General features: G+C 65.0%; 18 protein-coding genes. 6 read left to right on the top strand and 12 right to left on the bottom strand.

What is annotated here, in order from left to right; translation table 11 throughout:
• Nucleotides 1–103 precede the first annotated feature (103 nt).
• The 6 genes from ACVIHF_RS06625 to cnbZ all read left to right on the top strand — a co-directional run bounded on the left by ACVIHF_RS06625 (nucleotide 104) and on the right by cnbZ (nucleotide 7,244).
• Nucleotides 104–637 carry a thiamine pyrophosphate-binding protein gene (locus ACVIHF_RS06625; protein WP_018270486.1) on the top strand — a complete coding sequence of 178 codons (534 nt, stop codon included), beginning with the start codon at nucleotides 104–106 and terminating at the stop codon, nucleotides 635–637.
• The gene (locus tag ACVIHF_RS06630) at nucleotides 634–1,224 is read left to right on the top strand and encodes a thiamine pyrophosphate-dependent enzyme (protein WP_253609675.1); all 591 of its coding nucleotides are present in this window, start codon (nucleotides 634–636) and stop codon (nucleotides 1,222–1,224) included. Before ACVIHF_RS06625 ends, ACVIHF_RS06630 begins: the two co-directional genes overlap by 4 nt.
• 64 nt (nucleotides 1,225–1,288) lie before the next feature.
• On the top strand, nucleotides 1,289–1,990 hold the full coding sequence (locus ACVIHF_RS06635; RefSeq protein WP_026192475.1) for a TetR/AcrR family transcriptional regulator: 702 nt from the start codon (nucleotides 1,289–1,291) through the stop codon (nucleotides 1,988–1,990).
• A gap of 1 nt (nucleotide 1,991) precedes the next feature.
• Nucleotides 1,992–3,185, top strand: a complete 1,194-nt coding sequence (locus tag ACVIHF_RS06640; RefSeq protein WP_076827115.1) for an efflux RND transporter periplasmic adaptor subunit — start codon at nucleotides 1,992–1,994, stop codon at nucleotides 3,183–3,185.
• Between the two features lie 81 nt (nucleotides 3,186–3,266).
• Entirely contained in the window at nucleotides 3,267–6,368 is a 3,102-nt protein-coding gene (locus ACVIHF_RS06645) for a multidrug efflux RND transporter permease subunit (RefSeq protein ID WP_253609674.1), read from the top strand.
• Between the two features lie 132 nt (nucleotides 6,369–6,500).
• Nucleotides 6,501–7,244 (top strand): 2-amino-5-chloromuconate deaminase CnbZ, encoded by a 744-nt coding sequence (gene cnbZ, locus ACVIHF_RS06650; protein WP_253609673.1) that lies wholly within the window; start codon nucleotides 6,501–6,503, stop codon nucleotides 7,242–7,244.
• 201 nt (nucleotides 7,245–7,445) lie between these two features.
• On the opposite strand, the gene ACVIHF_RS06655 is transcribed toward cnbZ, so the two are convergent.
• The 12 genes from ACVIHF_RS06655 to ACVIHF_RS06710 form a co-directional block, all read right to left on the bottom strand.
• Complete coding sequence (locus ACVIHF_RS06655) at nucleotides 7,446–8,336, bottom strand: ABC transporter permease (protein WP_253609672.1); 891 nt, start codon at nucleotides 8,334–8,336, stop codon at nucleotides 7,446–7,448.
• A 4-nt stretch (nucleotides 8,337–8,340) separates the two neighbouring features.
• Nucleotides 8,341–9,282: an ABC transporter permease gene (locus tag ACVIHF_RS06660; protein ID WP_016842919.1), complete on the bottom strand. Its 942-nt coding sequence runs from the start codon at nucleotides 9,280–9,282 to the stop codon at nucleotides 8,341–8,343.
• A gap of 31 nt (nucleotides 9,283–9,313) precedes the next feature.
• A complete protein-coding gene (locus ACVIHF_RS06665) occupies nucleotides 9,314–10,825 on the bottom strand; it encodes an ABC transporter substrate-binding protein (RefSeq protein WP_253609671.1) in 1,512 nt (503 codons plus the stop codon).
• Between the two features lie 17 nt (nucleotides 10,826–10,842).
• The gene (locus ACVIHF_RS06670) at nucleotides 10,843–11,940 is read right to left on the bottom strand and encodes an ABC transporter ATP-binding protein (RefSeq protein ID WP_456791872.1); all 1,098 of its coding nucleotides are present in this window, start codon (nucleotides 11,938–11,940) and stop codon (nucleotides 10,843–10,845) included.
• A complete protein-coding gene (locus tag ACVIHF_RS06675) occupies nucleotides 11,937–12,926 on the bottom strand; it encodes an ABC transporter ATP-binding protein (protein WP_456791873.1) in 990 nt (329 codons plus the stop codon). The genes ACVIHF_RS06670 and ACVIHF_RS06675 overlap by 4 nt, the downstream gene beginning before the upstream one ends.
• The gene (locus tag ACVIHF_RS06680) at nucleotides 12,923–13,633 is read right to left on the bottom strand and encodes a DUF1028 domain-containing protein (RefSeq protein WP_092083247.1); all 711 of its coding nucleotides are present in this window, start codon (nucleotides 13,631–13,633) and stop codon (nucleotides 12,923–12,925) included. The genes ACVIHF_RS06675 and ACVIHF_RS06680 overlap by 4 nt, the downstream gene beginning before the upstream one ends.
• A 15-nt stretch (nucleotides 13,634–13,648) precedes the next feature.
• Entirely contained in the window at nucleotides 13,649–15,454 is a 1,806-nt protein-coding gene (locus ACVIHF_RS06685; RefSeq protein ID WP_253609668.1) for a gamma-glutamyltransferase family protein, read from the bottom strand.
• 112 nt (nucleotides 15,455–15,566) lie between these two features.
• Nucleotides 15,567–16,559 (bottom strand): ABC transporter ATP-binding protein, encoded by a 993-nt coding sequence (locus ACVIHF_RS06690; protein WP_253609667.1) that lies wholly within the window; start codon nucleotides 16,557–16,559, stop codon nucleotides 15,567–15,569.
• On the bottom strand, nucleotides 16,556–17,539 hold the full coding sequence (locus ACVIHF_RS06695) for an ABC transporter ATP-binding protein (protein WP_253609666.1): 984 nt from the start codon (nucleotides 17,537–17,539) through the stop codon (nucleotides 16,556–16,558). Before ACVIHF_RS06695 ends, ACVIHF_RS06690 begins: the two co-directional genes overlap by 4 nt.
• Nucleotides 17,536–18,495, bottom strand: coding sequence for an ABC transporter permease (locus tag ACVIHF_RS06700; protein WP_225160751.1), 960 nt, complete (start codon nucleotides 18,493–18,495; stop codon nucleotides 17,536–17,538). The genes ACVIHF_RS06695 and ACVIHF_RS06700 overlap by 4 nt, the downstream gene beginning before the upstream one ends.
• Before the next feature lie 11 nt (nucleotides 18,496–18,506).
• Nucleotides 18,507–19,487, bottom strand: coding sequence for an ABC transporter permease (locus tag ACVIHF_RS06705; RefSeq protein ID WP_038383837.1), 981 nt, complete (start codon nucleotides 19,485–19,487; stop codon nucleotides 18,507–18,509).
• A 102-nt stretch (nucleotides 19,488–19,589) separates the two neighbouring features.
• Complete coding sequence (locus ACVIHF_RS06710) at nucleotides 19,590–21,188, bottom strand: ABC transporter substrate-binding protein (RefSeq protein ID WP_253609665.1); 1,599 nt, start codon at nucleotides 21,186–21,188, stop codon at nucleotides 19,590–19,592.
• Nucleotides 21,189–21,477: the final 289 nt, after the last annotated feature.

Consider the following 21,477-nt stretch of genomic DNA (forward strand, 5'->3'; position numbering starts at 1 on the left):
CGCGTGGTGCGAGCAAATCGCAGAGCCATATGCGGTTTTGCGCTTTGATGAAGCGCGCGCGCCCCTCTACAGTCGCGACCAAACAACAAGACCGGAAACGCCAATGCATGCCCGTGCCGACACTGCGGCCTCCTGGCCCGAGGAGATCTTCTCGATATTGCAGCGCTTCGAGGTGCGTCAGGTGCCCTACGTGCCCGACGCCGGCCATTCAGAGCTGATCGAGCGGGTGCTGGGGTCGTCCTCGATGCGCGGCATTGCGCTGACCACCGAGGAGGAGGGCGTGGCGCTGCTCGCGGGCGCCTGGGCCGGCGGCCAGCGCGGTGTGCTGCTGATGCAGTCGAGCGGGGTCGGCAATTGCATCAACATGCTGTCGCTGGTTCAGATCTTCCGCTTGCCGTTCCTCACGCTGGTGACGATGCGCGGCGAATGGGGCGAGTTCAATCCCTGGCAGGTGCCGATGGGCTCGAACACGCAAGGGATTCTCGAATTGTCCGGGATCAAGGTGCTGCGCGCCTCGCACCCTGAAGAGGTCCGCGAAGTCGTCGAGGCCGGCGCAGCGCAGGCCTATAACGCCTGCACGCCAACCGCCGTCCTGCTGTCGCAGCGCCTGATCGGGGCAAAGGTCTTCACCAAATGAGCAAAGCCAATCTCCTCGACCGCCGTGCCGTCGTTTCCGAACTGCTGAAAGATCGCAAGGGCGCGTTCGCCGTCGGCGGCCTCGGCGCCTCGACCTATGACATCGCCGCTGCCGGCGACCACGACCGCAACTTTTATCTCTGGGGTGGCATGGGCGGCGCCGTGATGATCGGGCTCGGCCTCGCGCTGGCCCAGCCGACGCTGCCGGTCGTCGTGATCACCGGCGACGGCGAGATGCTGATGGGGATGGGAAGCCTCGCCACCGTCGGCCTGCAGCAGCCCAAAAATCTCTCGATCATTGTGCTGGACAATGAGGCTTACGGCGAGACCGGCGGCCAGGCCAGCCACACCGGCGGAACCGCCGACCTCGTGGGTGTTGCCAAAGCCTGCGGAATCGGGGAAAGCCGGGCGATCAGCACGATGGCTGAGGTCGAGGCTTTTGCCTCGTCTTTGCAAGACGTTACGGCGGGGCCACGGTTCGCCAGCGCGAAGATCGACGGGGCCAATCTGGAGCGCGTGCTGTCCAGCCGCGATGGCACCTACCTCGTGAACCGCATCAGAGGGTCGATCGGCCACACTCCTATTTAAAGTGGCTTTCGCGGTGCAATAGAACCTTGACTTTTGGTAAAGTGAGTGATTACTCACGACCCAAATGTCTACCTTACGCATGACGAGTGACTTGCGGCGTCAGTTGATCCTGAGCGCCGCAAAGCGGTGCTTCGCCCGCAACGGCTTTGCCGGCACCACGACAAAGAGCGTGGCGGCCGCGGCTGCCATTTCGGAAGGGCTGCTGTTCAAGCACTTCCCGTCCAAGGCGGCGCTCTATGCCGAGATCCTTGCCGAGGAGTGCGAGGCGGATCCCGATCTCGCGCATCTGCTCGGGCAGGAGCCCTCGACCGCGACGCTTGTGGAACTGGTGCAAGGCATGGTCGGTCACTTCATGCAGCTGCGTGATGCGCCGGACCAGGAAGAGGCGCAGCGCATGCGGCTGATGGTGACGAGCCATCTCGACGACGGCGAGTTTGCGCGCCTGCTCTACGACAAGGTCGGCAAGCTGATCGGCCCGACCTTCGCCGCCTCGCTCGAGCGGGCGATCGCCGCCGGCGAGGCCACGAAGATCGGCGACGAGCCGCTCAACCTATTCTGGTTTGCGCACCATACCGTGCTGATGGGTGCGCTGACCCAGCTGCCTGCGACACCATGTCTCCCCTACGGCGATGCCGCTGCGGCCGAGCGGCAGCTTTGCCAATTCATCCTTCGCGGCATCGGACTTACCGAAGCCGCAATTTCAACTCATTTGGGCCGCCAGCCGTCGCCGATCGCAGGACCGTCGGTAACTGCAGAAAGTGCATGACATGAATATTCAGACCGAAAGCCACATCTCGGGGCAACCGATCAAGGAGAAGCAAGCCAAGCGTCCCGTCCGCATGGTGCGCTGGTTCATCATCGTAGGCCTGTTGCTGGCCCTGCTCGTCGGTGCGCTGGTCGGCTTCAACGCCTTCCGCAGCCACATGATCGCGCAGTTCTTTGCCAACAATAAGCCGCCGCCGGCGAACGTGTCGGCCGTCGAGGCGAAGACGGAGGTGATTCCGAACCTGCTGACCGCTGTCGGCGATCTCGTCGCCGTGCACCAGGTCAACGTCACGACCGACGTGCCGGGCCGCATCACCGAGATCCAGTTCACCGCCGGCAGCCACGTAAAGGCCGGTACGCCGCTGGTGCAGTTGTTCGACGCACCGGAGCAGGGCGACCTCGCCAACTACAAGGCGCAGGCGACCGTGGGCGAGCTGCAGCTCGACCGCGCCAAGCAACTCGCGTCGCGCCAGTTCGGTCCGCAGTCGACCGTCGATACGGCGCAGGCGGCTTACGACCAGGCCAAGGCGGGCATTGCCAAGACCGAAGCGCTGATCTCGCAGAAGCTGGTGCGCGCACCGTTCGAAGGCGATCTCGGCGTGCGCCAGGTCGAAGTTGGCCAGTATCTGACGGCCGGCACGCAGATCGTGTCGCTGACCGATCTGTCGGTGCTGTACGCCAACCTGACCGTCACCGAGAAGCAGAGCTCGCAGATCAAGGTCGGCCAGGCCGTACGGGTCTCGGTCGACGCCTATCCGGGCCGCACCTTCGAGGGCAAGATCACGACCATCGAGCCGCAGATCGCGACCGACACCCGCAACATCCGGGTGCAGGCCACGATCCAGAATCCGGACAGCATCCTCAAGCCCGGCATGTTCGCGACCACCACGATCGTGCTGCCCGGGAAGCCGCCGGTCGTGACCATTCCCGAAACCGCGGTCGACTACACGCTGTACGGCGACTCGGTGTTCCTGATCACCGAGAAGAAGGGCGACGACGGCAAGACCACCCTGACCGCGGACCGCACCTTCGTGAAGACCGGCAACCGCGTCGAGGGCCGTGTCGAGATCCTCAAGGGTCTGAAGGCGGGGGACAAGGTCGTCGCAGTCGGCCAGATCAAGCTGCAGTCGGGCATGCCGGTTGCGATCTCGACCGATCCGCCGCCGCCGGTTCCGGCCGAACCGCCGCGCTACTGATCTTCATTCATCGAACTCGGAGGGCCATCGGCCCTCCGCCACATCTTGCCGCAAGCCGGCAGAACACGAATCGAGTTGGCGATGGCCTTCACTGATATTTTCATCAAGCGCCCGGTGCTGTCGGTCGTCGTCAGCCTGCTGATCCTGCTGATCGGCCTGCGCGCGGCGATGGTTTTGCCGATCCGGCAATATCCGAATCTTTCGAACACTGTCGTGACGATCACCACGTCATATCCCGGTGCGTCGCCCGAGCTGATCAACGGCTTCATCACCACGCCGATCGAGCAGGCCGTCGCGTCGGCCGAAGGCGTCGACTACATGACGTCGAACTCGGTGCTCGGCACCTCGACGATTCAGGTCTACGTCAAGCTCAATCACGATCCGAACCAGGCACTGACCGAGGTGCTCGCCAAGGTCAACTCGGTCAAATACCTGATCCCGAAGGAAGCCTTCGACCCCGTCGTGACCAAGGCGACCGGTGACACCATCGCCGTGATGTATCTCGGCTTCTCCAGCGAGGAGCTGACCGGATCGTCGATCTCCGACTACCTGACCCGCGTCGTGCAGCCGGTGCTCTCGACGGTCGATGGCGTCGCCTCGGCCGACATCCTCGGCGGCCAGACCTTCGCGATGCGCGTCTGGCTCGATCCGACCCGCATGGCCGGACGCGGCGTGTCGCCCAACGACGTCGCCGCCGCGATCGCCGCCAACAACTTCCAGGCCGCCGCCGGCCAGACCAAGGGCTTCTTCATCGTCTCCAACGTCTCGGCCAATACCGACCTTCAGAACATCGATCAGTTCAAGCGGATGATCGTGAAGGCGAAGGACGGCGGCTTCGTGCGCATCGAGGACATCGCGACGGTGGAGCTCGCCGCGCAGAGCACGGACGCCAGCGTCGCCTTCAACGGCGAGCATGCGATCTTCATCGGCATCAAGGCGACGCCGCAGGGCAACCCGCTGACCCTGGTGAAGGGCGTGCGCGCGCTGTTCCCCGACCTCGAGCGCAACCTGCCGCCGTCGATGAAGATGAAGGTGGCCTACGATTCCACGAAGTTCATTCAATCGTCGATCGATGAGGTCGAGAAGACGCTCACTGAAGCGGTCCTGATCGTCGTCGTCGTCATCTTCCTGTTCCTGGCCTCGCTGCGGTCGGTGATCATTCCCGTCGTCACCATCCCGCTGTCGCTGATCGGCGTCTGCATCCTGATGCTGGCCGCCGGCTTCAGCTTCAACCTGCTGACGCTGCTGGCGATGGTGCTGGCGATCGGCCTCGTGGTCGACGACGCGATCGTGGTCGTGGAGAACATCCATCGACATCTCGAGGAGGGCCTGCCACCGGTGCAGGCATCGCTAAAGGGTGCCCGGGAGATCGTCGGTCCCGTCATCTCCATGACGATCACGCTGGCGGCGGTGTACGCGCCGATCGGCTTCCTCGGCGGCGTGACCGGCACGCTGTTCCGCGAATTCGCCTTCACGCTGGCGGGCTCGGTGATCGTGTCGGGCGTGATCGCGCTGACGCTGTCGCCGATGATGTGCTCGGTGTTCCTCAAGAGCGCGGAGGAGGGGCGTTTCGCCAAGGTGGTCAATCGCGTGTTCGGCGCGTTGACGCGGGCCTATGGCCGTCAGCTCGACCGTTCGCTCGACTACCGCCCGATCACGGCGCTGTTCGCCGTGACCATCCTCGGTCTGGTCGGCTTCCTCTATATGCACATCCAGAAGGAGCTGGCGCCGCAGGAGGACCAGGGCATCGTGTTCGCGGTGACCAAGGCGCCGAAATACGCCAACATCGACTACATCGATTTCTACGGCGACAAGATGGACAAGGAGTTCCAGAAGTTTCCCGAGACCGACCTGCGGTTCATCCTGAACGGCATCACCGGTCCGCAGGGCGGCTTCGCGGGCATGCTGCTCAAGCCGTGGGATGAGCGCAAGCGCAGCGCGCAGGCGCTGCAGCCGCTGGTTCAGGCCGAGCTGTCCAAGATCGAGGGCATCAGCGCGTTCGCGTTCAGCCTGCCGCCGCTGCCCGGCGGCCCCGGCGGTCTGCCGGTACAGATGGTGATCTCTTCGACGGCCGGATTCCAGCAGGTGTTCGACCAGATGAGCAAGCTGAAGGATGCGGCGCGCAAGAGCGGCCTGTTCATCGTCACCGACAGCGACCTCGACTTCAACCAGCCGGTGGTCCGGGTGAAGGTCGATCGCTCCAAGGCGAGCGACCTCGGTATCACCATGCAGTCGATCGGTGGCGCCCTGGCGACGCTGCTCGGCGGCAACTATGTCAACCGCTTCAATCTGGAAGGACGCTCCTATCAGGTGATCCCGCAGGTGCCGCGCGCCAGCCGGCTTGCGCCCGAGGCATTCAACGATTACTACGTCCCGACGGCGACCGGGCAGCTGGTGCGGCTGTCGACCGTGGTTTCTGTCGAGACCGGCGTCGATCCGAATGCGCTGACCCACTACAACCAGCTCAACTCGTCGACCTTCCAGGCCGTGCCGATGCCCGGCGTCTCGATGGGCCAGGCGGTGGAGTTCCTGCAGGGTGAAGCCAAGAAGCTGCCGTCGGGCTTCAGCTACGACTTCCTGGCCGACTCCCGGCAATACGTCCACGAAGGCAACCAGCTGCTGGTCACCTTCGCGTTCGCCATCATCATCATCTTCCTGGTGCTGGCGGCGCAGTTCGAGAGCCTGCGCGATCCGTTCGTGATCATGATCTCGGTGCCGATGGCGATCGTCGGCGCCTTGATCCCGCTGTTCTTCGGCGTCGCCACCATGAACATCTACACCCAGGTGGGCCTGCTGACGCTGGTCGGACTGATCACCAAGCACGGCATCCTGATGGTGGAGTTCGCCAACGAGTTGCAGCTCAACGAGGGACTGGACCGCCGCGCGGCGATCGAGATGGCCGCCCGGATCCGCCTGCGTCCGATCCTGATGACGACGGCGGCCATGGTCACCGGCCTGCTGCCGCTGCTCACGGCCTCGGGCGCCGGCGCTGCCAGCCGCTTCTCGATCGGGCTCGTGGTCGTAGCCGGTATGACGATCGGCACGCTGTTCACGCTGTTCGTGCTGCCGATGGTCTACACGGTGATTGCGACCGACCACCAGGCCGCGGCCCATTCCGATCGCGCCAAGCAGATCGCCGACTACGAGCTCGACCGTCGCGGCGGCGCGCTGAAACCGACCTGAGCCCTCCAAGCTCATGCTCGCAGGGAAGGCGGCACTGGCGAAAGCCACTGCCGCCTTTTCTTTGTCTCGTGATAGCCTTTGCCGACGGCGGGCAGAAAATACTCGCCTCAAGGAAATCCGGAGGAAACAGGCATGGCGAGCGAGTTTGCGGCGGGCAATTACCGGTTCATTCCGGCCGTCTTCCAATATTCAAGCGGCGCGCAGGCGAACGCGGGCTATGAGATCGAGCGGGTGCGCTTCGATCGCCTGCTGCCGCTCGCGGAAGGTTTTGCGCGGATCGCGGCCTACATCCGCGATGCCGGCCGGCCGCTGACCGCGTTCTGCGCCTGCGAATTGCGTTCGCCGGCCGCCTTCACCGAGGACGGCTTCCGCGCCTTCAACCAGCACTACGTCAAGACGCTCGCCGAATGGGGCCTGTTCGACGGCACCATCAATCCGGTGGCGCGCAGCAACGTCTGTCCCGAGATCGATCCGCCGGCCGAGCCGTCGTTCCATGCGTTCTCGTTCACGCGGCCGAGCACGACGACGTCGCCGTCCTTCGTGATCGCCGGCGGCGCTGAGGCGCGCAGTGGCACCGCCAGCTATCCGGACCGCATCGTTTGCTATCGCGATCTCAGCCCCGGCGCGTGGCGGGAGAAGGTCCGCTTCACCGCCGGCGAGATGGAACGCCGTCTCGCCGAGTTCAGCTTCGGCTGGCAGGAGACGACGGCGGTGCAGGCCTACACCGTGCACGACATCCATCCCGTGCTCGTGGACGAGCTGGTCCGCCGCGGCGCCACCCGCTCCGGCCTGACCTGGCACTTCTGCCGCCCGCCGGTGGTCGATCTCGAATACGAGATGGATTGCCGCAGGGTGCTGCGGGAAGTGGTGATTTGACTGACGAGCTTTAGTGGGTGCGCATGCTACGAATCCCGTCATCCTGAGGAGCGCGTAGCGCGTCTCGAAGGATGAACGGCCCGGTCGGTGGCCGTCGACCCTTCGAGACGCGCGCAAGATGCGCGCTCCTCCAGCGACAAAGGCGAGCCTTTGCGCGGGGGTGACGGAGAGAGCATAGGCGCTCGCTGTGGCACGAATCCACTACCGCGCCTTCGGGTCGAGCGCGTCGCGCAGGCCGTCGCCGACCAGATTGAACGACAACACGACCAGGAAGATCGCAAGCCCTGGCCAGACCGCCATCCATGGCGCGCTGGTCAAAAAGCGTTGCGCGGCGTTGAGCATGCTGCCCCAGGACGGCGCCGGCGGCTGCTGGCCGAGGCCGAGGAACGACAGCGCGGCCTCGGCGATGATCGCGGCTGCGATCGACAGCGTGGCCTGCACCAGCAGCGCCGGCAGGATGTTGGGCAGGATGTGGACCAGCGCGATGCGCCAGCGCGGGTTGCCCATCGCGCGCGCCGCCTCGACATAGTCCTCGACCTTGACGCTCATCACCTGGCCGCGGGTCAGGCGGATGAAGATCGGGGTCGCCGAGACGCCGATCGCGATCATGGCATTGCTAAGACTCGGGCCGAGGAACGCCGCGAGTGCGATCGCCAGGATCAGGAACGGGCAGGCCAGCATCGCATCGGTGATGCGGCTGATCAGCGCGTCGATGAAGCCGCCGCGATAGCCGGCGACGAGGCCGAGCGGCACGCCGATCGCAAGCGCGATGCCGACCGAGATGACGCCGGCAAGCAGCGAGGCGCGAGCGCCGAACACGATTCGGGCGAACACGTCGCGGCCGAGTTCATCGGTGCCGAACCAGTGTTGCGCCGACGGCGCCTTGCGCACCAGCGACCAGCTCGTCGCGACCGGATCATAGGGCACGATCAGCGGCGCGAACACGGCGAGCAGGATGAAGAGCGCGATCACGGCGAGGCCGAGCACGGCACCCTTGCGCCGGATCAGCCGCCGCCAGGCGCGCCGCGCCGGGCTCTCGAGCGTTTCGGCGGCGGCAAGCGGAGCGAGGGGGCTGAGCGCAGCGTCGGTCATCCGATCAGCCCCTCAGCCGCGGGTTGACGAGGATGTAGGCGATGTCGGCAATCAGGTTGAGCGTGATGTAGATCGTCGCCGTGGTCAGCACCACGCCCTGCACGACCGCATAGTCGCGGTTGAACACGGCATCGACGATCAGCTTGCCGAAGCCCGGGATCGAGAAGATCTGCTCAGTGAGCACCGCGCCCGACAGCAGCGTGCCGAGCTCGAGCGCGCCGAGCGTGATGATCGGCGTCAGCGCGTTGCGCATCGCATGCTTGAGGATCACGGTGCGCTCGGACAGGCCCTTGGCGCGCGCGGTGCGGACATAGTCGCTCTCCAGCACCTGCAGCATCGCGCTTCGCGTATGCCGCATCAGGATCGCCGCGATCGCATTGCCGAGCACGAAGGCCGGCATGACCGATGCGGCGAGGCTCGCGCGCCAGTTTTCGCTGAGCGGCACGTAGCCGGAGGCCGGCAGCCAGCCAAGTTCGACGGAGAACAGGAAGATCAGCATGATGCCGAGCCAGAAATTCGGCGTCGAGATACCCCACAGCGCGAACAAATTGGCGCCATAGTCCCACGCCGTGCCGATTTTCACCGCCGAGATGATGCCGGCGGGAATGCCGATCAGGAAGGCGACCACGATCGCCATGCCGGCGATTTGCATCGTAACCGGCAGCTTCTGCGCGATCAGGCTCGACACCGGCATCTTGTTGCGCAGGGACTCGCCGAGGTCGCCCGTGAGCACGCCCTTGACCCAATAGGCATATTGCACCGGGATCGGTTGATCCAGGTGATATTGCTGGCGGATCTGTTCGATGACGGCCGGATCGCGCTCCTCGCCGGCCATGACGAGTGCCGGATCGCCGGGCAGCAAATGTTGCAGCGAGAAGATCAGGAGCGAGACGAAGAACAGCGTCGGGACCAGCTGAACCAGCCGCTTGGCGAGGAAGTTCAGCATTGTCGGCCCCGCGTGTCCTGCGCTGTGGCGATCATTTCAATTTCAGCCCGACCACGCGCACCAATCCGTCCGGCATCTGCCGGTAACCCTCGACCTTGGTGGAGTGGGCGATCAGGAGTGTGCGGTGATAGATGTAGATGATCGGCTCGTCATTGAGCACGATCCTGGTCATCTTCTCGTAGATTGCCTTGCGCTGGGCGGGATCGTTGATCAGCCGTGCATCTTCCATCAGCTTGTCGGCTTCCGCGTTAGAATAGCCGCCGTCGTTCTGCGGCGCCTTGGTGTGCAGGAAGACATAGGAATTGCCGTCGGGATCGATCCGGCCGCTCCAGTTGATCTGAAACACCTGAAATTCGCCGGCCTGGGCCTGCTTGAAAGTCGTCGCAAATTCGACCACGCGGATCTTGATGTCAAAGCCTGCTTCGGCCGCCATCGACTGCACGACCTGGGCTACGGCTTCGTTCTCGGCGCCTTTGGGGACCATGTAGTCGATGGCGACGGGCAGCGTGACACCGGCCTCCTTCAGCAGCGCCTTGGCCCTGGCAATGTCGCGGCCCCGAACCGGAAACGCTTTCTGATAGTAAGGGTGCGTCGGGCTGACCCACTGATTGCCCGGCGTGAACTCGCCGTTGAAGACGACCTGGTTGAGCGCCTCGCGGTCAATCGACAGATCGAGCGCCTGGCGCACCTTTTCCGACTGGCTGAGCGGCCCCTTGCTCTTGTCGTTGCCGATGTTGATGGTGAGGCCGAGATAGCCGAGTTCAGGTGCGGTCGACAGCACGAGCCGCTTGTCACTTCGGACGTCCTTGATATCGGTGGCAAGCACGCGCTCGATCAGATCGAGCCCGCCGGATTTCAGATTGGCGAGCCGCACCGTGGCATCGACGATAGGAAGGAACACGATGCGATCGATGAAGACGTTGTCCTTGTTCCAGTAATCCCCGAATTTCTCGAACACCATGCGGTCCTGCTGTACGCGTTCGACGAACTTGTAGGGTCCGGCGCAGACTGGATGCAGTCCGAATTTGTCACCCGCTTCCTTCACCGCCTTCGGCGAAACCATCATGCCGGCGCGGTCGGTCAACTGGGCGATCAGCGGCGAGTAGGGCGTCTTGAGCACCAGCTTGATGGTCAGGGGATCAACGACGTCGACGTGGTCGAGAGCAGCCAATTCCGGTTTGCGAAACGAGGTCGGCAGTGTCAGATGGCGCTCCAGCGAGAATTTGGCGGCTTCGGCGTCGAACGGCTCACCGTCGTGGAACTTGACGCCCGGCCGGAGCTTGATCGTCATCTCCTTGCCGTCGGCCGAGTTCTCGTAGGACAGCGCGAGTTGCGGAACGATGTTCAGCTTCTCGTCGATGTCGAACAGCTTGTCGCAGAAGGCTGAAAAGACGATGCGGCCGACATAGGTGCGTCCGATTGAAGGATCGAGGATGTCCGGGTCCTCGGCGAGCCCGATGCGGAGTGTCGTCTCGGCACGCGCGCTCGTTCCGCACCAGGTCACGAGGGCCGCCATCAGGACCGCCAAGCGCCAAAATCTCATCGCCAACCCCTTGTTCCCTACGCCTCTGTTCCCTGTGAAATAACCCCGGGCTGTCCCGAGGCTTCCGCCGCATTGAACGCCGCCACCAGCTTTTCCAGTGTCGGCGAGAACCCGCCATCGGAGGGCACGATCGCCTCCGCGTCGGGCAGCTCGCCCGTCCGGTGACAGGCCGATGCATAACCGGTGCCATCTTCGCGCAATTGCGGAACCTCGCTGCGGCAGCGCGCGATCCCATAGGGACAGCGGGTATGGAAGCGGCAGCCGGAGGGCGGATTGAGCGCGCTCGGCAGTTCGCCCTCCAGCACGATGCGGCTGCGCTTCGCACGCGGCTTCGGCACCGGGATCGCCGACAGCAGCGCGCGGCTATAGGGATGGCGCGGCGCGGCGAACAGCGCTTGGGCATCCGCCGTCTCGACGATGGTGCCGAGATTCATCACCGCGACGCGGTCGGCGATGTGCTTCACCACGGCGAGATCGTGCGAGACGAAGATGTAGGCAAGCTTCAGGCGGTCCTGCAGGTCGCGGAGCAAGTTCAGGATCTGGGAGCGGATCGAGACGTCGAGCGCCGACACCGGCTCGTCGCAGATGATCAGCTTCGGCTCGACCGCGAGCGCGCGGGCAATCGCGATGCGCTGGCGCTGGCCGCCGGAGAATTCGTGCGGATAGCGCCGCGCAAAGCGCGGCTCGAGCCCGACCAGACGCAGCAGCTGCTCGACCCGCTCGCGGCGGGCTGGCGGCGGCACGAGATTGTGCAGTGCCAGCGGCTCGGTCAGGATCTGGCTCACCGTCATACGCGGGTTGAGCGAGGCGTAGGGGTCCTGAAAGATCAGCTGCGCGTCGCGGCGGAATGCGCGCAGCTGCTCGGCATTGAGCGTGCCGAGGTCGCGGCCCTCGAAGCGGATCCGGCCGGCATCCGGCTCGATCAGCCGCAGCACCAGCCGGCTGACGGTGGATTTGCCGCAGCCGGATTCGCCGACCAGCGCCAGCGTCTTGCCGGCCTCGACCGTGAAGCTGACGCCGTCGACCGCCTTCACATGGGCGGTCGGCCGGCCGAACAGCGAGCGTTCGGCGACGAAATGCTTCACCAGCCCTTCGACCTCGAGCAGCACGGTCATGACACCAGCCGCTCCAGCGGCGCTCGGATACAGCGCGAGGAGTGGGTCGCGCTCAGCATCGCGAGCGGCGGCGGCGATTGGGTGCAGGCATCCTCGACGAACGGACAGCGCGCGGCGAAGCGGCAGCCGGCGGGCGGGTTCGCCATGTTCGGCACCATGCCCTCGATGGTGGCGAGATGGCTGGTGCGGCGGTCGAGCCGCGGGATCGAGCCGAGCAGGCCGACCGTGTAGGGATGCTGCGGATTGGCGAACAGCTCGTCGACCGGCGCGCGCTCGACGATTTCGCCCGCATACATCACCGCGACCTCGTCGCAGACTTCGGCGACGACGCCGAGATCGTGGGTGATCAGGATGATCGCGGCGCCGCTCGCAGCCTTCAGCTCCCGCATCAGATCGAGGATCTGCGCCTGCAAGGTGACGTCGAGCGCGGTGGTCGGCTCGTCGGCGATCAGAAGCTGCGGATCGCAGACCAGCGCCATCGCGATCATCACGCGCTGGCGCATGCCGCCGGACAGCTTGTGCGGAAACTCGTCGATGCGTTTCTCGGGCGAGGGAATATGCACGCGGCGCAGCAGCTCGATGGTGCGTTCGCGCGCCGCGCGGCGGGAGCCGCCGCGATGGCGCAGAATCGTCTCCGTAATCTGGTCGCCGATGGTAAAGCTCGGATTGAGCGAGGTCATTGGCTCCTGGAAGATCATCGCAAGGCGATCGCCGCGCAGGTCGCGCAACGTCTCGTCCGGCACCTCGAGCAGGTCGAAGCCGTCGAAGCGGATCGCGCCGGACACCGCGGCGGATTGCTTCGGCAACAGCCCCATGATCGCGAGCGAGGTCACGCTCTTGCCGCAGCCGGACTCGCCGACCAGGCCGAGCGTGGCGCCCTTGGCGACGGAGAGATCGACGCTGTCGACGGCATGCGTGGTGCGGCCGTCATCGCCCTGGAAGGTGACGCGCAGGCCTTCGATCTCGATCAGCGGGCCTGCTGTCATTTACGGCTCGTGGTTGCCGCCGCGATGCCGGCGTCGATGGTGGCGCGATCGCTGGTTCCGGCCGGGTTGTCGCGGGTCGGCATGAAGCTCCGGAATGGCGCCCAGTGCTCGCGGCTGACGGCCTCCAGCCGCTCGAGCTCGCGCAGGGGATCGGCGTGGTCGTCGACGCGCAGGTCGAGCAATGGCCATTCCTCCGCGCCGTGAATTAAGAGAGCCGCCGACTGCTTGCCGCGCTTGTCGCCGCCGGCCGCTTCGCCGGCGAACATCGCCTTGATCAGCCGCTCCGCGAACGGCAGCTTCTCGTTCGCGGCATAGACGCGCGCGGTCTCGTCGAGCACCGCGGGGCCGGCCAGCATGTTGCCGGCGATCGAGAACCCGTCGCCGGCGATATGGCCGAACCAGTCGACGCAGTCCTTGCCGGAATGCGCAGCGATGCGGCCCCTGGCGTCCATGACGTGGAGCTGCCGGCTCTCGCGGCCGCTGTCGGGCGCAATCAGCGCCGCGATCACCTCATGCGGGCTGTTGCCGCCGCGCAGCAGCGCGAGGCCGTCGATGCCGTAATAGGGATTGACCAGCGCCTGCGTCGCCACCGCGCCGATCCCGGGTGCGATGTGCGGCACCAGCGCGCCGACCGCGAAGAACCGCGTCGCGACGGCGATGCCGAGCTGGCCGGTGGCGCTGTCGCGGGCGATGATCGACCAGGTCATCTCAAACCTTCGTGTTTAGCGGCCTGCGGCGTAACCCTGCATGCCGCGCGGATTGGCGGCGGCGCGGCGGCGGGCGCCGACCTTCGAGGCTGCGGTGAGGCGGCCTTCCGACCAATCGGGACCAATCTCGACCACATGGCCGCGGCGCTTCAATTCGTCGATGGTCGATTTTGGCACGCGGTTTTCCAGCACCAGGACGCCGGGCCGCGAGGTGCGCGGCCAGAACGAGATCGGGAAATGCTCGGAGTGCCAGGCCGGCGCGTCGATCGCCTCCTGCAGATTGAGCCTGGCGTGCACATGACGCAGGAAGAACTGCGTGATCCACTGGTCCTGCTGATCGCCGCCCGGCGAGCCCCAGGAGAGATACGGCTCGCCGTCGCGCAGCGCCATGGTCGGCGAGAGTGTGGTGCGCGGCCGCTTGCCCGGCGCGAGCGAAGCAGGGTGGTTCTCTTCGAGCCAGAACATCTGGGCGCGGCTGCCGAGGCAGAAACCGATCTCGGGAATCACCGGCGAGGACTGCAGCCAGCCGCCGGACGGCGTCGCCGAGATCATGTTGCCGGCCTTGTCGATGATGTCGAAATGCACGGTGTCGCCGCGCACTTCGCCGAACCGGCCGACGGTCGGCTCGCCCGCGCCCATGGCGCCGACCGCTTCACGATGCCCTTCGGCGTGTCGCAACTTCACAACGCCGCCGAAGCCCTCGACCGCGCCGGGGCGGAAGTCGAGCGAAGCCTTGTCTTTCGAGATCAGCTTGCGCCGTTCGTTGTTATAGGCATCGGACAGCAGCGTTTCGATCGGGATGTCGGTGAATTTCGGATCGCCGTAGAACGTCTCGCGATCGGCATAGGCGAGCTTGGCTGCTTCGATCTGCAGATGGATGAAGTCGGGGCCTGCGGGATCGAGCCCGTCGAGCTCAAAACCCTTCAGCAGCGCGAGCTGCTGCAGCATCACCGGACCCTGGCTCCAGACCCCGGCCTTCTGCACGGTGTAGCGGCCGTAGTCGTAGGTGAGCGGCGCCTCGATGGTCGGCTGCCAGCGCGCCATGTCGTCGGCCGACAGGACGCCGCTATGCGGCGAGCCGGAAACGTCCATCACCTCCTGGGTGCGACAGAACTTGTCGATCGCCTCGGCGACGAAGCCCTTCGACCAGGCCTGCCGCGCGCGCTCGATCTGCGCGACGCGATCGCCGCCGGCACTCTCCGCCTCGGTGAGGATGCGTGCATAGGTCTCCGCGAGCTTCTTGTTGGTGAAGATGGTGCCAGGCTTCGGCACCTCGCCACCAGGCAAATAGACGTCGGCCGATGTGGTCCAGTATTTCCGGAACAGTTGTTCGACGGTCTTGATGGTGGCCGATGCACGCTCGACCAGCGGATAGCCGTCGCGTGCGTAGGCGATCGCGGGCTCCAGCACGTCGCGCAGCTTCATGGTACCGTAGTCGCGCAGCAGCAGCATCCAGGATTCGAATGTGCCGGGCACGCAGGCCGCGAGCAGGCCGGTGCCGGGCACCATCTCGAGGCCCTCGCTGCGATAATGCGCGATGGTTGCCTTCGCCGGCGCCGGGCCCTGGCCGCAGATCACTTCGCTTTTGCCGCGCTTGACGTCGTGCACGATGATCGGAACGTCGCCGCCGGGGCCGTTCAGATGCGGCTCGACCACCTGCAGCGTGAAGGCGGTGGCCACTCCGGCGTCGAAGGCGTTGCCGCCTTTCTCCAGCGTTGCCATGCCGACCGCGGTGGCGATCCAGTGCGTCGAGGTGACGACGCCGAAGGTGCCTTCGATCTCGGGCCGGGTTGTGAACGGATCGGGGTTGATGTTGCTCATGGCGATTGACCGTTCGTCGGTTTGTTGTTGGGCCTTCTCGGCGGGCGCACTTGATCACAGGCCGGCTGGTATGCCAACCGCTTGGTGCACATGGCCGCTCCCATCCGCGTGATCATGCCGGAACGACGGCGGGACTGTTGACGGCATGGCACGCGACGCCGTCGATCAGTTCCGGCGTCTTCTGGCGGCAGAGATCGAAGGCGAGGGGACAGCGCGGGTTGAACGAGCAGCCCGGCGGAGGATCGATCGGATTCGGAATTTCGCCCTTTACCGGGATACGCTGGCGACCGGACATCGCAAGGTCCGGAACCGCGCCGAGCAGCATCTTCGTGTAGGGCATCCGCGGGTTCTCGAACAATTCCCGACCCTCGGCGATCTCGACGATGCGGCCGAGATACATCACGCCGATCCGGCTCGCCATGTGGCGGACCACTGCGAGATTGTGGCTGATGAAGAGATAGGTGAGGCCGAACTTGTCCTGCAGGTCGCGCATCAGATTGAGGATCTGCGCCTGCACGGAAACGTCGAGCGCCGAGGTCGGCTCGTCGCAGACGATGAACTCGGCCTCGGATGCCAGCGCGCGGGCGATCGCGATGCGCTGGCGCTGGCCGCCGGAAAATTCGTGCGGGAATTTTTGGCCGTCGTCGGGGTGCAGGCCGACCAGCGAGAGCAATTCGCCGACCCGGGCCTTGATGTCGCGCTCGCCCTGGATCAGGTCGAAGGCGCGGATTGGCTCGGCGACGATGGCGGCGACCCGGTAGCGCGGATTGAGGCTCGCATAGGGATCCTGGAAAACCATCTGGATGCGCCGGCGCAGCCGGCGGCGTGCCTGGCCCTGCCGCGGATCGGTCATCGAGACGCCGTCGATGACGACCTCGCCTGAACTCGGCGGCAGCAGGCCGACCACCATGCGGGCGACGGTCGTCTTGCCGGAGCCGGATTCGCCGACCAGCGCGAAGGTCTCGCCGCGCTTGATGTCGAAGGAGACGCCGTCGACGGCTTTCAGGAATTCGAGATGGCCGCCCTCGATCACGCGGTTGAGCCACGGCTTGGAGACGTCGAAGACGCGGCGCAGGTTCCTGACCTCGATCAATGTTCCGCTCATGCCGCCGTCTCCTTCGCCGGCTCGAACAGATGACAGGCAACGAACTGCGTGCCCTGCCGGATCGGCTCGGGGCGATCGACGTGGCAGCGATCGAAGGCAAACGCGCAGCGCGGATTGAACGGGCAGCCCGGCGGGATCGCCGACAGCCGCGGCATCGAGCCGGGGATCTGCACCAGGCGTTTGTCCTCGCCGGCAAGCGTCGGGATCGCGCCCATCAGGCCCCTGGCATAGGGATGCAGCGGATTGCGCACCACCTCCTGCACCGGGCCGATCTCGGCGATGCGGCCGGAATACATCACCGCCACGCGGTCGCAGGTCTCGGCGATCACGCCCATGTCGTGGGTCACCAGCATCACGGCGGTGCCGTGGTCGCGGCCGAGCCGCTTGATCAGCGCGATGATCTGTGCCTGCACGGAGACGTCGAGCGCGGTGGTCGGCTCGTCCGCGATGATCAGCTCGGGCTCGGCGCAGATCGCAAGCGCGATCACGACGCGCTGGCGCATGCCGCCGGAGAATTCGTGCGGGTAGCCGTCGATGCGCTTTTCCGGCGCGGGAATGCCGACCTCGGCCAACAGATCGATGGCGCGCCTGCGCGCGGCGCTCTCGCTCAGATTGCTGTGGGTGCGAATGGTCTCGATGATCTGGTCGCCGATCCGGTACAGCGGATTGAGGCTGGTCAGCGGATCCTGGAAGATCATGCCGATCCGCTTGCCCCTGATGCGGCGGATCTCTTCCGGCGGAAGATGGTCGATCCGCGTGCCCGACAGTTCGATCTCGCCGCCGGAAATCCGGCCGGGCGGATCGATCAGGCCGATCACGGCAAGGCCGGTGACCGATTTGCCGGCGCCGGACTCGCCGACCACGCCGAGCACCTCGCCCTTGGCGATGTCGAACGATACGCCGTTGATGGCGCGCAAGGTCGCACGGCGGGTGACGAATTCCACCTCGAGATTGCGCACGGAAAGAACAGGCTTGGTCATCGGAGCTTCGGATTGAGGGCGTCGCGCAACCAGTCGCCGAGCAGGTTGATGGAGAGGATCAGGCCGGCCAGCGCAATGCCGGGGAAGGCGACGATCCACCATTCGCCGGCGAACAGATAGTTGTTGCCGATCCGGATCAGGGTGCCGAGCGAGGGCATGGTGTCGGGCATGCCGGCGCCGAGGAACGACAGCGTCGCCTCGGTGATGATCGCGAGCGCGAGGTTGATGGTGGCGATGACGAGGATCGGGCCCATCGTGTTCGGCAGCACGTGCCGCAGCATGATCTTCGGCGCCGGCAGGCCGATCAGCTGCGCCGCGGCGACGTAGTCCTTGTTCTTCTCGACCATCACCGAACCGCGCACGGTGCGGGCATATTGCACCCAGAAACTGAGTCCGATCGCGATGATGAGGACGCCGAGCGTGCTCATCTCGTCGAGCCGGTTGCCGAGCAGCGATTTGGCAACGCCGTTGACCAGCAGTGCGATCAGGATCGCGGGGAAGGTGAGCTGCACGTCGGCGATCCGCATGATCACGGTGTCGACCACGCCGCCGAAATAGCCTGCGATCAGCCCGAGGGCGATGCCGAGCGCGCCGGCAAAGACCACGCCGGCCAGGCCGACCGCAAGCGAGATGCGCAGGCCGTAAAGGATCGCCGAGAGCACGTCGCGGCCCTGCTCGTCGGTGCCGAGCAGGAACGGGCTTTGGCCGTCGGCGGTCCACAGCGGCGCGATCCGCGAGTTGATCAGCTGCAGCTGCGCCGGGTCGAACGGGTTCTGCACCGCGAGCCACGACGCGAAGATTGCGAGCAGAAAGAACAGCAAGGTGATCACGGCGGCGACCATCGTCAGCCTGGAGCGGCGGAACGAATAGAAGATGTCGCTGTCGAGCGCGCGCCTGAACCAGCCGGCAGGGGCCTGGTGGTCTTGGGAACGATGAGGGACGACGGCATCGGACATCGGTCAGCCCCTCACGCCGCGCGGCCGACGGTCGACCGCAAGCGCGGATCGACCACGGTGTAGAGGATGTCGACCACGAGATTAATGGTGACGAAGATCAGCGAGACCATCAACAGATATGCGGCCATGATCGGGATATCGACATTTTGCACGGCCTGCACGAAGAGAAGTCCCATACCCGGCCATTGGAACACGGTTTCGGTGATGATCGAGAAAGCAATAACCGAGCCAAACTGCAGACCGGCCACCGTGATGACCGGAACCAGGGTGTTCTTCAGCGCATGGCCGAAATGGATCGCGCGCGTGGTCAGCCCGCGGGCGCGGGCGAAACGGATATAGTCGGTCCGCAGCACTTCCAGCATTTCGGCGCGCACCAGCCGCATGATCAGGGTCATCTGGAACAGCCCGAGCGTGATCGCCGGCATGATCAGCGCCTTCAGGCCCGAGACGGTCAGCAGTCCGGTGGTCCACCAGCCGAGCTTCACCACCTCGCCGCGGCCGAAGGAGGGCAGCCAGCCCAGCGTCACCGCGAACAGATAGATCAGGAGGATGCCGATCAGGAAGGTCGGCAGCGAAATGCCGATCAGCGATACCGCCTGGAATAATTTGGCAAGCACTGTGTCGCGGCGCAGCGCCGAATAGACCCCCATCAGGATGCCGGCCACCATCGCGAACAGCGTGGCGCAGATCGAAAGCTCCAGCGTCGCCGGCAGCCGCTCCGCCAGCAGCGAGGAGACCGGCAGGCGGAACTGGTAGGAGACGCCGAACTTGAACTGCAGCGCATTGATGAAGTAGCGGCCGAACTGCACCAGCACCGGATCGTCAAGGCCGAGCGACTGCCGGATTTCGGCGCGCTGCGCGGCCGAGGTGTCGATCGAGACGATCTGGTTCACCGGGTCGCCGGCAAAGCGGAACATCGCGAACGCGATCACGCCCACGGCGAGCATCACGCCGATTGCCTGCAGGAAGCGGCGAAGAGTGAAAGCCAGCATCTCTACCTTTCACTGCTTTTGACATTGGCGCGCGGCCTTGCGCGGCCGGAAAACGAGCGGTCCCGGAAGCCTGCGCTTCCGGGACCCAATTCGCCAGAGCCACTATTCACCCTGCTTGGTCGCCCAGTAGAGCAGCACCTGGTTGTCCGCGCGCTGGGTCAATTTGACCTTTTTCGACACGCCCCACACCAGCGGTTGCTGATGTAGCGGAATGTAGCCGTAATCCTTGATGACGATGTCGTAGGCCTGCTTGATCAACTGGTCGCGCTTGGCGGTGTCGCCCTCGACCAGCACCTTGTCGGTGAGCGCGTCGACTTCCTTGTTGCAATAGCCACCGAGATTGGCCTCGCCCCGGGTGGCATCCTTCGGATCGTCGCGGCAGCCGAGGATGTCGTGCAGCACGTTGTGCGAGTCGGAGGTCGCGGGCGTCCAGCCCAGCATGAAGAACGAGGTCTGGTAGCCGCCGGGCTTCAGCACCTTGGCGAAATACTGCGCCTTCGGCTGCGCCAGCAGGTTCACCTTGACGCCGATGCGGGCCAGCATGCCGACCACCGCCTGGCAGATCGCGGCGTCGTTGACATAGCGGTCGTTCGGGCAGTCCATCGTGACTTCGAAGCCGTTCGGATAGCCGGCGTCGGCCAGCAGCTTCTTGGCACCATCAGGATCGAGCTTCGGCCGGGTGAATTCCTTCGACAGCGGATAGAGCTCGGGTGCGATCATCAACGTCGAGGGGGTCGACATGCCGCGCATGACGCGGGTCTTGATCAGATCGACGTCGATGGTCTTGTAGAAGGCTTCGCGGACGCGGATGTCCTTGAACGGATTCTTGCCCTTGATGTTGGAATACAGCAGCTCGTCGCGCGCCGTATCCATGCCGATGAAGATGGTGCGAATCTCCGGCGCGGTCATGACGGTGGCGACGCCGCTGGAATTGACGCGCTGGATGTCCTGGAGCGGAACCGGTTCGATCACGTCGACTTCGCCCGAGAGCAGTGCGGCAACGCGGGTGGCGTCGGAGCCGATCGGGGTGAAGATGATCTCCTTGAGATTATGCTCGGGCTTGCGCCAATAGCCTGGAAACGCCTTGAACACGGTCTTCACGCCGGGCTGGTGGCTCTCGATCGTGAAGGGGCCGGTGCCGTTCTCGTGCAGCGCCGCGTAGCTCGGCGTGGTTGCGGAGGCCGGCGTCGGCGCAACCGAATTGTTCTCCTCGCTCCACTTCTTGTCCATGATGTACCAGCTATCCCACTGCGAGATCAGGATGGGATTGGGCGAGTCCAGCGTCACGTCGACGGTGAAGTCGTCGACCTTGCTGAACTTGGCGTCGGCCGGGACGTTGCTGAGGAAGTTGGAGCCCTTGGCGCGGACGCGCTCGGCCGAGAACAGCACGTCGTCGGCGGTGAAGGGATCGCCATTGTGGAATTTCACGCCCTTGCGCAGATGGAAGCGCCATTTGGTCGGGCTCAGCGTCTCCCAGCTTTCCGCCAGGGCCGGAATGATCTTGAGGTCCTTGTCGCGCGCGGTGAGGCCTTCGTAGACGTGGGCGTGGTGCGCGATCGTCGTGGTTTCCTTCAGCGTGTAGGGATCCAGCGACTTCAGCTCGCCCTGGTTCGCATACTTCAACGTCTGGGCCGATGCCGGCAAAGCAAAGGCGGCGAGTGCGGCGACAGTCGCCGCAAACAAACTCCAACGTACCGACATGTAATCCCGCGTCCCCGTTCTTGTCCGCCGGCTGCTTTGTCCGGCTGGTATTATTGATCCATGTTGCCAGAGTTTACCGGCCGCGCAAGCGCGATTTGCCAAAGGGTTAACCCGTCCGCGCGGGTGCAGCGCAATGAACCGGATTGGAGAGTAGGCTGTCGGCGCGAACGCGTGACATTCGACTTTCGGAGTGCCGCTTGTCGGTCACGGGAATGATCACCGGCGCGCCTCGAGCAACCGCTCCAAACGGTTTGGTTGACCATAACGGATGATTGAGGCCGACTGCCCC

It is taken from the genome of Bradyrhizobium sp. USDA 4506, assembly GCF_054058795.1.

Bases quoted from the DNA above. Each gene is read 5' to 3' on its own strand.
- ACVIHF_RS06625 (WP_018270486.1), top strand. From the start codon at position 104: ATGCATGCCCGTGCCGACACTGCGGCCTCCTGGCCCGAGGAGATCTTC.
- ACVIHF_RS06630 (WP_253609675.1), top strand. From the start codon at position 634: ATGAGCAAAGCCAATCTCCTCGACCGCCGTGCCGTCGTTTCCGAACTG.
- ACVIHF_RS06635 (WP_026192475.1), top strand. From the start codon at position 1,289: ATGTCTACCTTACGCATGACGAGTGACTTGCGGCGTCAGTTGATCCTG.
- ACVIHF_RS06640 (WP_076827115.1), top strand. From the start codon at position 1,992: ATGAATATTCAGACCGAAAGCCACATCTCGGGGCAACCGATCAAGGAG.
- ACVIHF_RS06645 (WP_253609674.1), top strand. From the start codon at position 3,267: ATGGCCTTCACTGATATTTTCATCAAGCGCCCGGTGCTGTCGGTCGTC.
- cnbZ (WP_253609673.1), top strand. From the start codon at position 6,501: ATGGCGAGCGAGTTTGCGGCGGGCAATTACCGGTTCATTCCGGCCGTC.
- ACVIHF_RS06655 (WP_253609672.1), bottom strand. From the start codon at position 8,336: ATGACCGACGCTGCGCTCAGCCCCCTCGCTCCGCTTGCCGCCGCCGAA.
- ACVIHF_RS06660 (WP_016842919.1), bottom strand. From the start codon at position 9,282: ATGCTGAACTTCCTCGCCAAGCGGCTGGTTCAGCTGGTCCCGACGCTG.
- ACVIHF_RS06665 (WP_253609671.1), bottom strand. From the start codon at position 10,825: ATGAGATTTTGGCGCTTGGCGGTCCTGATGGCGGCCCTCGTGACCTGG.
- ACVIHF_RS06670 (WP_456791872.1), bottom strand. From the start codon at position 11,940: ATGACCGTGCTGCTCGAGGTCGAAGGGCTGGTGAAGCATTTCGTCGCC.
- ACVIHF_RS06675 (WP_456791873.1), bottom strand. From the start codon at position 12,926: ATGACAGCAGGCCCGCTGATCGAGATCGAAGGCCTGCGCGTCACCTTC.
- ACVIHF_RS06680 (WP_092083247.1), bottom strand. From the start codon at position 13,633: ATGACCTGGTCGATCATCGCCCGCGACAGCGCCACCGGCCAGCTCGGC.
- ACVIHF_RS06685 (WP_253609668.1), bottom strand. From the start codon at position 15,454: ATGAGCAACATCAACCCCGATCCGTTCACAACCCGGCCCGAGATCGAA.
- ACVIHF_RS06690 (WP_253609667.1), bottom strand. From the start codon at position 16,559: ATGAGCGGAACATTGATCGAGGTCAGGAACCTGCGCCGCGTCTTCGAC.
- ACVIHF_RS06695 (WP_253609666.1), bottom strand. From the start codon at position 17,539: ATGACCAAGCCTGTTCTTTCCGTGCGCAATCTCGAGGTGGAATTCGTC.
- ACVIHF_RS06700 (WP_225160751.1), bottom strand. From the start codon at position 18,495: ATGTCCGATGCCGTCGTCCCTCATCGTTCCCAAGACCACCAGGCCCCT.
- ACVIHF_RS06705 (WP_038383837.1), bottom strand. From the start codon at position 19,487: ATGCTGGCTTTCACTCTTCGCCGCTTCCTGCAGGCAATCGGCGTGATG.
- ACVIHF_RS06710 (WP_253609665.1), bottom strand. From the start codon at position 21,188: ATGTCGGTACGTTGGAGTTTGTTTGCGGCGACTGTCGCCGCACTCGCC.